Source organism: Exiguobacterium sp. s83 (assembly GCF_018617095.1).
Classification (GTDB): Bacteria; Bacillota; Bacilli; order Exiguobacteriales; family Exiguobacteriaceae; genus Exiguobacterium; species Exiguobacterium profundum.
Window position 1 is genome coordinate 1,378,859 of the sequence record NZ_JACSJP010000001.1, and the last position, 14,157, is coordinate 1,393,015.

At 52.2% G+C, this 14,157-nt stretch carries 13 protein-coding genes; all 13 read right to left on the reverse strand.

The window, feature by feature from the left end:
- Positions 1-46: 46 nt before the first annotated feature.
- Positions 47-2,452: a ribonuclease R gene (gene rnr / locus KNO73_RS07115; RefSeq protein ID WP_214683878.1), complete on the reverse strand. Its 2,406-nt coding sequence runs from the start codon at positions 2,450-2,452 to the stop codon at positions 47-49.
- 15 nt (positions 2,453-2,467) lie between these two features.
- Positions 2,468-3,220 carry an alpha/beta hydrolase gene (locus KNO73_RS07120; protein WP_483299280.1) on the reverse strand — a complete coding sequence of 251 codons (753 nt, stop codon included), beginning with the start codon at positions 3,218-3,220 and terminating at the stop codon, positions 2,468-2,470.
- A 90-nt stretch (positions 3,221-3,310) separates the two neighbouring features.
- Positions 3,311-3,535 (reverse strand): preprotein translocase subunit SecG, encoded by a 225-nt coding sequence (gene secG, locus KNO73_RS07125; RefSeq protein ID WP_012726902.1) that lies wholly within the window; start codon positions 3,533-3,535, stop codon positions 3,311-3,313.
- Between the two features lie 73 nt (positions 3,536-3,608).
- A complete protein-coding gene (locus tag KNO73_RS07130; protein ID WP_012726903.1) occupies positions 3,609-4,496 on the reverse strand; it encodes a YitT family protein in 888 nt (295 codons plus the stop codon).
- Between the two features lie 47 nt (positions 4,497-4,543).
- Positions 4,544-5,884 carry a glycosyltransferase gene (locus KNO73_RS07135; protein ID WP_078147299.1) on the reverse strand — a complete coding sequence of 447 codons (1,341 nt, stop codon included), beginning with the start codon at positions 5,882-5,884 and terminating at the stop codon, positions 4,544-4,546.
- Positions 5,881-7,083, reverse strand: coding sequence for a glycosyltransferase family 4 protein (locus tag KNO73_RS07140; protein WP_251024941.1), 1,203 nt, complete (start codon positions 7,081-7,083; stop codon positions 5,881-5,883). Before KNO73_RS07140 ends, KNO73_RS07135 begins: the two co-directional genes overlap by 4 nt.
- A gap of 27 nt (positions 7,084-7,110) precedes the next feature.
- The gene (gene galU / locus KNO73_RS07145) at positions 7,111-7,992 is read right to left on the reverse strand and encodes a UTP--glucose-1-phosphate uridylyltransferase GalU (RefSeq protein WP_078147301.1); all 882 of its coding nucleotides are present in this window, start codon (positions 7,990-7,992) and stop codon (positions 7,111-7,113) included.
- Between the two features lie 232 nt (positions 7,993-8,224).
- Positions 8,225-8,779, reverse strand: a complete 555-nt coding sequence (locus KNO73_RS07150) for a phosphotransferase (protein WP_353048430.1) — start codon at positions 8,777-8,779, stop codon at positions 8,225-8,227.
- 44 nt (positions 8,780-8,823) lie between these two features.
- Positions 8,824-9,021 carry a hypothetical protein gene (locus KNO73_RS15135; protein WP_353047360.1) on the reverse strand — a complete coding sequence of 66 codons (198 nt, stop codon included), beginning with the start codon at positions 9,019-9,021 and terminating at the stop codon, positions 8,824-8,826.
- Between the two features lie 285 nt (positions 9,022-9,306).
- Positions 9,307-10,599 (reverse strand): phosphopyruvate hydratase, encoded by a 1,293-nt coding sequence (eno, locus tag KNO73_RS07155; protein ID WP_012726908.1) that lies wholly within the window; start codon positions 10,597-10,599, stop codon positions 9,307-9,309.
- 36 nt (positions 10,600-10,635) lie between these two features.
- On the reverse strand, positions 10,636-12,174 hold the full coding sequence (gpmI, locus tag KNO73_RS07160; protein WP_012726909.1) for a 2,3-bisphosphoglycerate-independent phosphoglycerate mutase: 1,539 nt from the start codon (positions 12,172-12,174) through the stop codon (positions 10,636-10,638).
- Complete coding sequence (gene tpiA, locus KNO73_RS07165; RefSeq protein WP_078147302.1) at positions 12,175-12,927, reverse strand: triose-phosphate isomerase; 753 nt, start codon at positions 12,925-12,927, stop codon at positions 12,175-12,177.
- 18 nt (positions 12,928-12,945) lie between these two features.
- Positions 12,946-14,130 carry a phosphoglycerate kinase gene (locus tag KNO73_RS07170; RefSeq protein ID WP_078147303.1) on the reverse strand — a complete coding sequence of 395 codons (1,185 nt, stop codon included), beginning with the start codon at positions 14,128-14,130 and terminating at the stop codon, positions 12,946-12,948.
- Between the last annotated feature and the right edge of the window lie 27 nt (positions 14,131-14,157).

Below are 14,157 nucleotides of genomic sequence, written 5' to 3' on the forward strand. Positions count from 1 at the left end.
AGTCCTTTATCTACAAGATACGGAGGAAGGGACGAGCCCTTCCCCGTCAGCGACGTTTCTTCGCACCTCGTTTGGCGTCGCCTTTTCGTTTGTGCTTGTCTTTCTTCTTCAGGTCGAGTGCCGAACGGCCTTGGGAAGACTTCTCCCCGTCTCGTTTCGGTTTCTCACCTGGTTTGCCCGGCTTCCCAGGTCTTCCTGGTTTGCCGCGCTTCTTCTTGTCGTCCCGACCGCGACCGCCACGACGGTCTTTCTCGTCCTTCTTCGGACGACCGCCTTTCGCTTTGATTGTCGTCGGTTGGCGACGGCTTGACGGTTCCCGTTTCGGCATGCCGACGACCGTGAAGTCGATTGTCCGCTCGTCTAAGTTGACGGCGTCGACTTTGACACGGACGGCGTCCCCGATGCGGAATTGACGTTTCGTCCGCTCGCCGAGCAACATGAGCTGTGATTCGTCGAAGTGGTAGTAGTCATCCATCGACTGGAGACGGACAAGCCCTTCGATCGTATTCGGAAGCTCGATGAACATCCCGAAGTTCGTGACGCCGGCGACGACACCATCGAACTCTTCACCGAGATGGGCTTCCATGTATTCGGCTTTCTTGAGCGCCTGTGTCTCGCGCTCTGCGTCGACCGAGCGACGTTCCCGTTTCGATGCCTGTTCGGCGATCGCCCCGAGACGGTCCTCGTACTTCGCGATCGTCTTCTCCGACAAATCGTTGTTGAAGACGTACGTGCGCATGAGACGGTGGACGATCAAGTCCGGATAACGACGAATCGGTGACGTGAAGTGCGTATAGAAGTCTGTCGCGAGTCCAAAGTGACCGAGCGAGACGTCGTCATATTTCGCCTGTTGCATCGAACGAAGCATGATCGTACTGATGACCGGCTCTTCCGGTTCTCCGTCGATTGCCTTCAAAATCTTTTGAAGCGTCTTCGGTTCGACCGTCTGTCCTTTGATGCGTTCAATATGCACACCGAAGTTTGCGACAAAGTCGAAGAAGAAGTCGAGCTTGTCCGGTTTCGGATTGTCGTGGACACGATAGATGAACGGCACGTCCATCTTGTGGAAGTGTTCCGCAACCGTCTCGTTGGCCGCGAGCATGAACTCCTCGATCAACTTCTCGGCGACCGAACGTGGACGAAGCACGATATCTGCCGGCTTCCCTTCCTCGTTGACGACAACCTTCGCCTCAGCGAAATCGAAGTTGATGGCACCGCGCGAGTTACGACGTTTCCGAAGCACTTCCGCGAGCTCGGCCATGAGGTCGAACTCACCGATGAACGGTTCGTACTTTTTCAATGTCTCTTCGTCATCACGTTCGATGATCTCACGGACGTTCGTATACGTCATCCGCTCCGTCGTCTTGATGACACTCGGGAACAGATCATGGCGAACGACTTTCCCGTTTTGCGGAGAAATCTCCATTACGCAGCTGAGCGTCAAGCGGTTGACGTGAGGGTTGAGGGAACAGATCCCGTTCGAGAGTCGGTGCGGCAACATCGGAATGACGCGGTCGACGAGATACACACTCGTCCCGCGCTCGAGCGCCTCAACGTCTAGTGGTGAGCCCTCTTTCACGTAATGCGAGACATCGGCGATATGAACACCGAGCTCGTAGTTCCCGTTATCGAGTTTCTTGACGTGGACGGCATCGTCCAAGTCTTTCGCATCTTCGCCGTCAATCGTGAAGATCGTCTCGTCACGAAGGTCGACGCGACCGATGAAGTCTTTCTCGTCCGCTTCGTCCGGTACCGCGTTCGCCTGAGCGATCACGTCCTCTGGGAACTCCGTCGGGATGCCGTGTTTATAGACGATCGACAAGATGTCGACGCCAGGGTCGTTCTTATGCCCGATGATGCGGACGACGTCACAGGCACCGGCGAAGCGTCCGTCCGGATACTTCGTGATGCGCACGACGACTTTATGTCCGTCGACGGCACCGAGTGATTTGTCCGGGTTGACGACCGGCCAGAAGTTGATGCGTTTGTCATCCGGCTCGATAAAGGCGAACTGGTCGAGTCGACCGCTCGGGAGCGTATACGTCCCGACGAACTCGGAGAGTCCGCGCTTCAATACTTTCAATAAAATCCCTTCCGTCTTGCCACGGTTGTCCTCGCGTTTTTTGACGAGGATCGTATCGCCATGGTAGACGTCCTTCAGTTGGTCGGGCGGCAAGAACACGTCTTCCGCTTCCCCTTCGACCGACAAGAAGCCGAAGCCGCGCTGATGAATCGAGATGATTCCCGCGACTTGTCCGAGCGTGGCGAGCGTCCCGTAACGGTTCGTCCGCGTCCGGCCGATGGCGCCCTCTTCCTCGAGGGCATTCAATGTGCGAATGAGCTCTTTAAAGTCATCCGTCGACGCGAGCTGTAATCGCTCGGTCAGTTGATCGACAGAGAGCGGTTTCTCGCTCGCCTGTAAGATCTCTAGTAATTGGTCACGTAAATTCAACGTGACACCTCCTTCTTAGACTGACCAGTCTAACGTTTCGAGAAAATCGAGCACGTCCTGGTGCAGTTTCTCTTTTTCTTTGTCGAGTGTGATCACGTGTCCCGAGTTCTCGTAGATGAGCAACTCTTTTTGGAACGTGTTGACCGCCTCGTAAATTTGATTCGCCGATTCCGGGTCGATCATGTTGTCTTTGGCGCCTTGGACGACGAGTGTCGGGACGAAGATGTCCTCGAGCTTCGACGCCGTGTCGCGGACGAAGGCACGGAGGTCTTTCAAGGTTGGCATCGGTTTGAACGCTGCCATCTCCTGCTCGATCTGTTCCGGCGACTTTTCTTCTCTACCCTTATATTCTCGGGCATATGCCTGGACTCCTTTATACAAGCGGTCCTCGGCATCGATTCCCGTCGGTGCGCACATCGGGATGACCGCCTTGACGTCTTTCTCCTCGGCGAGACGGAGCGACATCACGCCACCTAGCGAGAGTCCGCAGACGACGATCTCCTCATGACCTTTGTCGACGAGCGTCTGGTAGGCGTCCAACACGTCTTCCCACCAGTCTTCTGGTCCATATTGGAGTAATTCTTCCGGTGGGACGGCATGACCACGATAGATCGGTCCCATACATGTGTATCCTTCTTTTTGAAGGAAGCGACCGAGCATGCGGACATCCGCGCTCGATCCAGTGAAGCCATGTAACATCAACACGGCACGTTTTCCGCCCTCGAAGAAGAACGGTTTTGGTGCTGTCACTTTCATTTGATCTGTCATCTCCTCGTATCTACATTATTCCCAAAAAATAAATCGAAAAAACAAAAGCTGACCGCCTCACGTGAAAATCGAGAACGATCAGCCTTATCATCATAATGATGCGACTAGTAATCCTAAAATGAAAAACAAAGTGCCTAGTACAGCTGCAGTTCGGTTCAAAACAGCATCGAAGCCGCGTGCTTTCTGGCGTCCGAACAACTGCTCCGCGCCACCTGCAATCGCTCCAAGACCTTGCGACCGACCTGACATGAGCAGTACGACGACAATCAATAAGACAGCCACGACAAGTAGGCTGATTGTAGCGATCGTTTGCATAGTAGTCAGTTCCTCCTTCTATTTACACGCCTTTTATTATATAGAAGTTATCAATAAAACACCAGCATTCAAATTATCGGGACGGGTAGCTAAACCCTTCGCCGATGACTTCCTTCACCTGGTGGATGACGACGAAGGCGCGGTCGTCCGTTACTTGGACGATTTTTTTGAGTGGCGCGATCTGACGTTTGTCGACGATCATATACAACATGTTCTTATCCTGCTTCGTGTAGTAACCATGTCCATGGATGATCGTCGCCGAGCGTCCGAGCGTCTCCGTCAAGACGACAGCGAGCTCTTCTTGCTTATCGCTGATGATCGTGACGGCCTTGCGGATGTTGAGACCTTCCGCGACGAGATCGATGACCCACGAGCCGATGATGATCGCGATGAGCGTATAGAGAACGACTTGTTCCCCTAAGAAGAAGCCAGATGTCGCGACGACGATCGCATCGATGATGAACATCGAGACGGCGACACTCAAGTGGAGATAGCGCTCCATGAGTCGGGCGATGATGACACCCCCGCCGGTCGTCCCGCCGACACGGAGCACCATGCCGATCCCGACCCCGATCATGATTCCGGCATAGACGGCCGCAAGCAGTTTGTCCTCGGCAGGGCTGCCCCAGTCATGTGTCAGACTGAGGAAGAATGACGTCGCGATGACGGCGATGACCGAATAGACCATTGTCCGACGGTCGAGCAGCTTATAGCCGACGATAAAGAGAATCCCGTTCCCGATGATCGACGTGAGCCCGAGGTCCCAGCCGAAGACGTAGTACAGGATGATCGTGACCCCGAGCAGGCCACCTTCCGAGAAGTCGTTCGGTACGGTAAAGTAGTTGACCCCGAACGAGAGAATGAAAGAGCCCGCGATAATCCAGGCGATGTCCTTCACCGAGATGGTTTGTAGCTTGCGCCATACTTGTTGGCGCAATAGATGTTGTTGTTGACGTTTCATAAATGTCCTCCCTCCATAGAAAAAAGACCGCGGCAAAAGCCGCAGTCTTAAGATTGTACTGGCTTTGGCGCACCGTCTTTCATAATCGGCAACTTGCGCTCCGCGGCGTTCGCGTAGACGTTTAAGAGTGCCTCTTTTTCCAAATCCCAGTTATATTTCTCACGCGCGGTCTTCGTGTTCTCTTTGACACGCGCATAGAGTGCTTGGTCTTCAATCATCCGGTTGACGCCGTCCGCGATCGATTGTGGATCATGCGAATCGACGAGCACCCCGACATCGTTCCCCGCAACGACCCGTTCGATTTCAGGGAAGTCGCATGAGACGACCGGTACTTCGGCCATCAAATACTCGAACAATTTGTTCGACGAGGCCGAGTAATGGTTGAAGCAGACGTTGTTCAATACTTGGAAGCCTAAATAGGCGTTCATCGTATAGTAAGGTAACGCTTCGACCGGTACTTTGTCAATCATCTTGACGCGGTCGCCGACCCCTTCCGTCTCGATCAACTGTTGAATCGTCGGTTTGAGCTTCCCGTCCCCGATCATGACGAGGGTCCCTTCTTTGAAGTCTTTCGCAGCGAGCACGAGCTGTTCGAGACCGCGTCCCGCTTGAATGCCCCCTTGATACAAGAGGATCTTCTCGTCTTTCGGTAAGTCGAGAAGCGCATGCAAGTCCTTACGGAGCGAGAAGTCGAGCGGACGGTAGAACGGATAGTTGTGGAGCACGTACGGATAGAATCCGTACAACTCTTCGTTGTGCGCCGCTCGCGTATGGTTCTCGACCATCATCGTATCGACGAACGGCAAGAGCCAGCCCTCGAGGTTACTTTGAATATAGCCGTAACCCGTACGGTCCGTTTGTACCTCGTGCGAGTCGTAGACGATCCGACCTTTGTTGAACACTTTCCCGGCGAGGAGTGCCTGCGGGAGCGTGTTCAAATCGTTCGCATGGTAAAAGTCATACGATTTTTTCGTCGAAGCGAACACCATCTCGAGCATCGCACTCGCATTGACGATTTGCTTACGCACTTGCGGCAACAAGACCGTCCCGACGGCCGCTCCAAGTGCGAGCATCGTGATCGGCGCGAGTAGGAACAACCCGGCACCGACGAGTCCAGCACCGATTTGGCGGGTCCGCTTCTCGCTCACCCATTGATAGGTCTTCTTCGCGAACTTGAGCGCGTTGACGAGAATCGAAGGTTGACGCTTCACGCGGATGACGCGGAAGCCTTCCGGACGCATCTCTTCTTTTGGAAGCTCTTTATTTTTCGGATCTTGAAGCGCGATCAAATCGACTTCATAGCCTGCCTCGGCGAGTGCCGAGCACTCACGAAGGACGCGCGCATCATTCGTAAAATGGTTCCATACAAACATACATACTGACTTCATCGTGTTTCCTCCATCACTAACTGTTGTACGACTTGATCTAACACGTCGATATTCTCTTCCCAACATAAATTCTCTTTGACGTAACGAATCCCGTTCGCCCCGAGTGCCTCCCGTAAATCCGGTCGGTCGAGGAGCTTCCGCAGGATTCGCTCGATCTCATCGATGTCACGTTTCCGTGACACGTAGCCGACTTCCGCCGCTTCAATGACATTCGCCGCATGGCCTGACACTGCTGCGACAATCGGTTTGCCGACCGCCATATAGTCGATGAGTTTCCCAGGGATGACCGTATCGAACACTTCTTGCTCGATCAGACTGACGAATGCGACGTCCGCATTTTTAATCGCCTGAAACGCCTCTGTCCGTGGCATCGCCTCGAGGAACAAGAAGTTTTGGAAGCCACGGTCTTTGATCGTCTGCTTCAACTCTTCTTTCCGATAGCCGTAGCCGATCAATTTGAAATGGATCCGTGGCTCGTCCCGGAATCGTTCGGCAAGTTCGAGTAACAACGACACATCTTGGGCAAGACCCATGTTCCCGGCGTATAAGATCTCCATCCGGTCGTCCGGTGGAATCGTCCGCTCGAGCGTGCGCTCCGCTTCCCGAATCGAGTTCGGCATGTAGTGAATCTTCTCGTTCGGCACACCGCGCTGACGAAGATAGCTGCGGAATCCTTCCGAGTTGATGATGACTTCATCGGCGACACGGTACAGCCGTTTCTCCATCCAAAACGCTGGCGTGAGCACCCAATCGTACTTGAAGACGCCGACCCCTTTCACCGATTCTGGCCAAAGATCACGGACGTCCAAGATGAACGGGACGCGATACTTTCGTTTCGCGTAAGCACCGACAAACGCCATAAAAAAAGAAGGGGTCGTCGCAAAGACGACGTCTGGCTTCAATTCGAGCTTGCGGACTTCCCGGATTCCTTTGACCATCTGTTCGAGGAACAGGAAGAGACGACTGACCATGTTGGACGTATGCTTCCGTTTCTTCGTGATGAGTCGCTTGATGAACGGTTGGTCGTTCAACTCTTGGTCGTTCCAGAAGCGGTCGTCCTGGTACATATCAAAGCTCGGGTACGAAGGAGCGGCCGTGATGACCTCGACTTCATACCCGCGCTGTTTCATCAAATGCGTAATGTTTTGCATCCGGTTGCCGGCACTGCCGATCTCCGGATAATAGTTTTGACACACCATAAGCATTGTTTTCAAAAATAACACACCTTACTGTTGATCAAGTTCGTCCACGAGCCGTTTCAATAGGGCATGGACGTCATCTTTTAAATCAGGATCGCTGAGCGCGTGGCAAATCGTCGTCTCGACGAACCCGATCGGCTCTCCGACGTCGTAACGTCGACCGTCAAATTCGTAGGCGAAGACCGTCTGCGCCTCATTCAAGCGTGCGATCGCATCCGTCAATTGAATCTCGCCCCCGGCTCCCGCCTCTTGTCCCGCCAACGCCTCAAAGACGTCCGGTTTCAAGATATAGCGACCGAGGATGGCGAAGTTCGACGGGGCCTCATCGATGGGCGGTTTCTCCACGAACGTCCGCACCGGGATGAGCTTCCCTTCGACGGCAAGCGGGTCAATTATACCATATCGGTTCGTCATTTCATACGGGACACGCTGCACCCCGATGATCGAACGATCGTGGGCCTCATATTGGTCGATCAACTGCTTCGTCGCCGGCACATCGGATTCGATGATATCGTCCCCGAGCAAGACGGCGAATGGCTCGTCTCCGATAAACTTCCGGGCGCACCAAATCGCATGACCGAGACCTTTTGGCTCCTGTTGACGTATGTAGTGAATGTTCGCCAAATTCGAGGAATGTCGGACCGATTCGAGCAAGCGCGTCTTCCCTTTCGATTCGAGGTTCTGTTCCAGTTCGAGCGCACGGTCAAAATGGTCTTCAATCGCCCGTTTGTTCTTCCCCGTGACGATGATGATGTCCTCGATGCCTGAAGCGACGGCTTCCTCGACTATGAACTGGATGGTCGGCTTGTTGACGATCGGCAACATTTCTTTTGGCATGGCTTTCGTGGCGGGAAGGAAGCGGGTGCCGAGACCGGCGGCTGGGATGATGGCTTTACGTACTCGCGTCATAAGCATGGGCTCCTTTACTCGTTATGTAGAGAGTATACCCAAATTTTGTGCAAACAGACACAAAAGAGAGGTCATGACAATGTTGTCATGACCAATCGTCATTCCGGTGCGATTTGAGATAGTACCATATGCCGAATCCAATGAGCAATACCAAGAAAAGAAATCCGAGCATCATCACGAAAATCGCCTCCCCATTCATGCTTCATTTTCTATATTCCCGCTTCAGATTGTTTCAGAACCACTTCTGTCCATGCGTTCGAATAAACCGAAGTTCCTCTTGGTAATGATCGTAATGTCCTTCGTCAATCATCTTTTGGAAGGCGAGGTCTCCTTCCGCAGCTTTTCGTTTCATCAACAGACAGAGCGCTTCGATGCGTCGTTGCAACATGTCGAACAAGTCGACCTCCGCTTGATCCCAACCGTAGGCTTCGAGAAACAAAGATACACGCTTGTTATAGATCGCATCATCTCGATCGGCATCATAATAGATGACTTCTCCCGTTTCGGCTTGATGACGACGACTGAGCGGAACGAACGTATAAAGCGCGTAGACGATATCCCAAGCCCGCGGTCCCGGTGCAGCCAAGTCAAAATCGATGACTCCCGCTACCTTTCTTTCATGGAAAATTGTATTGTAGACAGCGAAGTCGTTATGACAGATGACCTCGAACGGTTGTGGTGTATTGTCGAGTGGAGGCCACTCCGATCCCCACTCGAAATCCGCTGTCGCGTCATGTAGCTGACGCATCAGCCGAACCGCGTCTTGAATTGCCTCATCGGACCACATGTAAGACTTCAAAGGATAGTCTGCGGTTTCTCCTTCCAAGTAAGTTAACACTTCTCTTCCTCGATCATCGATTCCAATAAAATGCGGCACTCCGGAAAGTTGCTTTGCCTCCAAGTGACGTAACCATCGATGAATACGCTCGCTGCCTTCCTTTTGAGTGCGATAGACGTAATTCCCTTTTTATAGACAGTTGACACGTTCCCACCGCTCAACCTTTTTTCTTGTTCATTCGATTGATCCATCCAATCTCCCCCTACCCTTTATCAGTCACGTTCAGTATACAGCACGAGGAGGTTCGACACCGAGCGTTCACGCCCGTCGAAGCGGCACCGTGACTCTTGCAGGAAAGCAATCTCGCGGAGACCCCGCAAGCGCATAAGCGCGAGGAGGCTCCGTGGATTGCCTGCAGAAAGCATCGGTGCCGCAAGACGGGTTGACGACCGATCAGTTTTCCCACCGTCGATTAAACGGTTATTCCACACAAAAAAACAGGCCCGCCGATTGGCGAGCCTGAAACAATCAATCAATTATTTTTTAAGGTTGTAGAACGACTTGATACCGTCGTATTTCGCTACATCGCCGAGCATGTCTTCGATGCGGAGAAGTTGGTTGTATTTCGCGATACGGTCTGTACGTGAAAGTGAACCAGTTTTGATTTGTCCAGCGTTTGTCGCAACAGCGATGTCTGCGATTGTCGCGTCTTCTGTTTCACCAGAACGGTGTGAGACGACTGCTGTGTAACCAGCTTTTTTAGCCATTTCGATCGCGTCGAATGTTTCTGTGAGCGTACCGATTTGGTTAACTTTGATGAGGATCGAGTTTGCGATTCCTTTTTCGATACCTTCAGCAAGTTTAGATGTGTTCGTTACGAAGAGGTCATCCCCAACGAGTTGAACTTTGTGTCCGATTTTGTCTGTGAGAAGCTTGTGGCCATCCCAGTCGTTTTCGTCACAACCATCTTCGATTGAGAGGATTGGGTACTTGTCAACGAGCTCAGCGTAGAAGTCTACAAGCTCAGCAGTTGTGAGTGACTTGCCTTCGCCAGCGAGTTCGTATTTACCAGTTGATTTGTCGTAGAACTCAGAAGAGGCAACGTCCATTGCGAGGTAGACGTCTTCACCTGGTTTGTAACCAGCTTTTTCGATCGCTTCAAGGATAACTGTGATCGCTTCTTCGTTAGACTTCAAGTTTGGTGCGAAACCACCTTCGTCACCGACAGCTGTGTTAAGACCCATACCAGAAAGAACTGATTTGAGGGCGTGGAATACTTCAGCACCCATACGGAGCGCTTCACGGAATGTAGGCGCGCCAACAGGCATGATCATGAACTCTTGGAAGTCCACGTTGTTGTCCGCGTGCGAACCACCGTTGATGATGTTCATCATTGGTGTTGGAAGTGTCTTCGCGTTGAATCCACCAAGGTATGTGTAAAGTGGGAGACCGAGCTCATCTGCTGCTGCGTGAGCTGCTGCCATCGATACACCGAGGATTGCGTTTGCACCAAGTTTTGCTTTGTTTGGCGTACCGTCGAGTTCGATCATTTTCGCATCGATTGCGTTTTGGTCGAATACATCGTAGCCGATGAGTTCTGGTGCGATCGTGTCGTTCACGTTCGCAACTGCTTTCAAGACACCTTTACCGAGGTAACGTGACTTGTCGCCATCGCGAAGCTCAACTGCTTCGTGCTCACCTGTTGATGCGCCTGATGGGACGAGGGCACGGCCGAAACCGCCGTCTTCTGTGAAGACTTCTACTTCTACTGATGGGTTACCGCGTGAATCTAAAATCTCGCGTGCGTAAATTTCTGTAATCATTGACATGAAAAATCGCTCCTTTTCGTTTGAAAAATAGTTGTATTATTTTGTAACGATTGACGAACCAGTCATTTCAGCTGGTTGCTCTCCACCGAGAAGGTGAAGAAGCGTTGGGGCGAGGTCGCAAAGTGCGCCGTCGAGAACTGGTTTCAGTTCGACTCCCTCTTTTGTGACGATACATGGAACAGGTTCCGTCGTGTGCGCCGTCATCGGTGAGCCATCCGGGTTCGTGACGATGTCCGCGTTCCCGTGGTCCGCTGTGATGATGGCCGCGCCACCTTTAGCAAGTAATGCGTCCACTACTTTACCGAGGCATTCGTCGACCGCTTCGATCGCTTTCTTCGTCGGCTCAAGCTTCCCTGAGTGACCAACCATATCCGGGTTTGCGAAGTTGATGATGTATGCATCATACTCATCTGACTCGATACGCTCGAGCAAACCGTCTGTGAGCTCATATGCGCTCATTTCTGGTTGCAAGTCGTACGTCGCGACTTTCGGTGAAGGGACGAGGAGACGATCCTCACCTTCGAATGGTTGTTCTTTTTGTCCGTTCAAGAAGAACGTGACGTGTGGGTATTTCTCTGTTTCTGCAGCACGGAGTTGTTTGTACCCTTGTGCAGAGAGCGTTTCCCCGAGTGTGTTTTTCAAATCTTCCGGTGGGAAGACGATATCCGTGTCGACCTCATCCGAGAACTTCGTCATCGAGACGAGCAAGATGTTCTCTGGGTGTTTGCTTGAGAGTTCGAAGCCTTTGAAGCCGACTTTCTCTTTGAACACTTTTGCGAGTTGGATCGCCCGGTCCGGACGGAAGTTGAAGAACATGATGGCATCATTGTCCTGGATTGTCGCGACCGGCTTTCCATCTTTTTCGATGACAGTTGGTAACACAAACTCATCCGTCAAATCGTTCTCGTAAGACTTCTTGAGAACTTCGACTGGGTCCGTGCCAACTTCGCCTTTACCGTTTACGAGGACGTCGTATACTTTCTCGACGCGCTCCCAACGGTTGTCGCGGTCCATGGCATAGTAGCGACCAGACACGCTAGCGACTTGACCGACACCGAGTTCAGCAAGCTTTTCTTCTGTTTCTTTGAGGAAACCAGCTCCTGATTTCGGATCACAGTCACGGCCGTCCGTGAACGCGTGAATGTACACTTTTTCGATGCCGTGGAGTTTTGCGAACTCAACGATGGCAAACATGTGATTGATGTGCGAGTGAATCCCGCCATCTGATACGAGACCCATGATATGGAGGCTCGAATCATGTTTCTTCACATGACCTGCCAAATGGTTCATCGCCTGACGGTCGAATAACGAACGGTCTTTGATTGCGTTGTTCACGCGTGAGAGTGACTGATAGACGACTCGGCCGGCACCGATGTTCAAGTGACCGACTTCCGAGTTCCCCATCTGTCCTTCCGGAAGACCGACGTACTCGCCTTTTGCGTTTAAGAGCGTATGTGGATACTGCTCCCAGTAGCGATCGAAGTTCGGTTTGTTCGCAGCCATGACTGCGTTTCCGAACGATTCGTCACGCATCCCGAAACCATCTAAAATGATGAGTGCGACTGGTCTAGCCATTTAAATCGCCTCCAACAATTTGAGGAACGAAGCGGCTTCAAGTGAAGCACCGCCGACGAGTGCGCCGTCGATATCTTCCTGTGCCATATACTCTTTGATGTTCTCTGGTTTTACAGATCCACCGTACTGGATGCGTACTGCAGCCGCTACGTCTTCACCGTAAAGACCTTTCACCACGTCGCGAACATATTTACAAGAGCTTTGTGCGTCTGCTTCGTCCGCTGATTTCCCTGTACCGATTGCCCAAACTGGCTCATACGCGATGACGAGTTGTTTGACTTGGTCAGCAGAAAGGTCAGCTAGACCGCCTTCGACTTGTGTTTTGATGACTTCTTCGAACTTGTCGCCTTCGCGCTCCTCGAGTGTTTCACCGACACAAACGATTGGCGTAAGACCGTGTTCGAACGCTTTTTTCGTTTTGCTGTTGATGAACGCATCCGACTCACCGAAGTACTCGCGACGTTCTGAGTGACCGAGGATGACGTAAGTCACGCCGAGGTCAGCGACCATCACTGGGCTGATTTCGCCAGTGTAAGCACCGCTATCTTTGTCGTACATGTTTTGTGCACCGAGCTTCAAGTTTGACCCTTTAGCTGCTTCTACCATCGGTGCGAGGAAAAGTGCTGGAGCACCAATCGCTGCATCTACTTTGTCAGTAGATGGGATGTTGTTTTTCACTTCCTCAACGAAAGCAACAGCTTCCGAGAGTGTTTTGTTCATTTTCCAGTTACCTGCAATAATCGGTTTACGCATCGATAACCCTCCTCTAAATTACTTGTCGTTCAACGCCTCGACACCTGGAAGTTTTTTGCCTTCCATGAATTCGAGTGACGCGCCGCCACCAGTTGAGATGTGACTCATCTTGTCAGCAAGACCAAACTTGGCTGCCGCAGCGGCTGAGTCGCCACCACCGATGATTGAGTATGCATCGCTGTCCGCAAGTGCTTGAGCGACACCTTTCGTTCCGTTTGCGTATTTATCGAGTTCGAATACGCCCATCGGTCCGTTCCATACGACAAGTTTCGATTCGCGAATCGCATCCGCGTAAAGTTCGACTGTCTTCGGTCCGATATCGAGACCCATGTGATCCGCTGGGATCGAGTCGATATCGACTGGGCCGACATACGTTTCTTCGCCAAATTCTTTCGTGATGACGCAGTCAACAGGCATCAAGAATTTCACGCCTTTGTCTTCTGCTTTCTTCATGAATTGACGAGCGAGGTCAAGCTTATCCTCTTCAAGGAGTGACGTTCCGACTTCGTGTCCGAGTGCTTTCGAGAACGTGTACGAGAGTCCGCCACCGATGATGAGTGTGTCAACGATGTCAAGAAGGTGGTCGATGACCCCAATCTTATCCGCTACTTTCGACCCGCCGATAATTGCCGTGAACGGACGGTCTGGGTTTGAAAGAGCTTTACCGAGAACTTCAAGTTCTTTTTCCATCAAGAGACCAGCAACGGCTGTGTCCACGTGGTGTGCAATCCCTTCAGTTGAAGCGTGTGCACGGTGAGCCGCGCCGAACGCGTCGTTGACGTATACGTCAGCAAGTGCTGCAAATCCTTTTGCAAGTTCAGGGTCGTTTTTCGTTTCACCTGGGTAGAAACGAACGTTCTCTAAAACGACGACATCGCCTTCAGAGAGGTTAGCGACCGCTTCTTCTGCGACCGGACCGTATGCTTCTTCGACGAGCGGTACATCTTTTCCGATGAGTTCAGCGAGACGCTTCGCTACTGGAGCAAGTGAGAACTCAGGGTTCTTCTCGCCTTTTGGACGGCCGAGGTGGCTCGCAAGGACGAGTTTCGCACCACCGTCAAGCAAGTGCTTGATCGTTGGAAGTGCGGCTTGGATCCGAGTTTCGTCTTGGATGACGCCATCTTTGAGTGGAACGTTGAAGTCAACGCGGCAAAAGACGCGTTTCCCTTTTACATCGATGTCACGAATAGACTGTTTGTTCATAACTTTCGCCTCCATATGTCGTGCGTG

What these genes read in the sequence shown, in the direction of transcription:
- KNO73_RS15135 (WP_353047360.1), bottom strand. Translation starts at nt 9,021, where the DNA reads ATGGATCAATCGAATGAACAAGAAAAAAGGTTGAGCGGTGGGAACGTG.
- KNO73_RS07120 (WP_483299280.1), bottom strand. Translation starts at nt 3,220, where the DNA reads ATGACAGATCAAATGAAAGTGACAGCACCAAAACCGTTCTTCTTCGAG.
- tpiA (WP_078147302.1), bottom strand. Translation starts at nt 12,927, where the DNA reads ATGCGTAAACCGATTATTGCAGGTAACTGGAAAATGAACAAAACACTC.
- KNO73_RS07135 (WP_078147299.1), bottom strand. Translation starts at nt 5,884, where the DNA reads ATGAAGTCAGTATGTATGTTTGTATGGAACCATTTTACGAATGATGCG.
- KNO73_RS07130 (WP_012726903.1), bottom strand. Translation starts at nt 4,496, where the DNA reads ATGAAACGTCAACAACAACATCTATTGCGCCAACAAGTATGGCGCAAG.
- gpmI (WP_012726909.1), bottom strand. Translation starts at nt 12,174, where the DNA reads ATGGCTAGACCAGTCGCACTCATCATTTTAGATGGTTTCGGGATGCGT.
- secG (WP_012726902.1), bottom strand. Translation starts at nt 3,535, where the DNA reads ATGCAAACGATCGCTACAATCAGCCTACTTGTCGTGGCTGTCTTATTG.
- galU (WP_078147301.1), bottom strand. Translation starts at nt 7,992, where the DNA reads ATGACGCGAGTACGTAAAGCCATCATCCCAGCCGCCGGTCTCGGCACC.
- KNO73_RS07150 (WP_353048430.1), bottom strand. Translation starts at nt 8,779, where the DNA reads ATGTGGTCCGATGAGGCAATTCAAGACGCGGTTCGGCTGATGCGTCAG.
- KNO73_RS07170 (WP_078147303.1), bottom strand. Translation starts at nt 14,130, where the DNA reads ATGAACAAACAGTCTATTCGTGACATCGATGTAAAAGGGAAACGCGTC.
- KNO73_RS07140 (WP_251024941.1), bottom strand. Translation starts at nt 7,083, where the DNA reads ATGGTGTGTCAAAACTATTATCCGGAGATCGGCAGTGCCGGCAACCGG.
- eno (WP_012726908.1), bottom strand. Translation starts at nt 10,599, where the DNA reads ATGTCAATGATTACAGAAATTTACGCACGCGAGATTTTAGATTCACGC.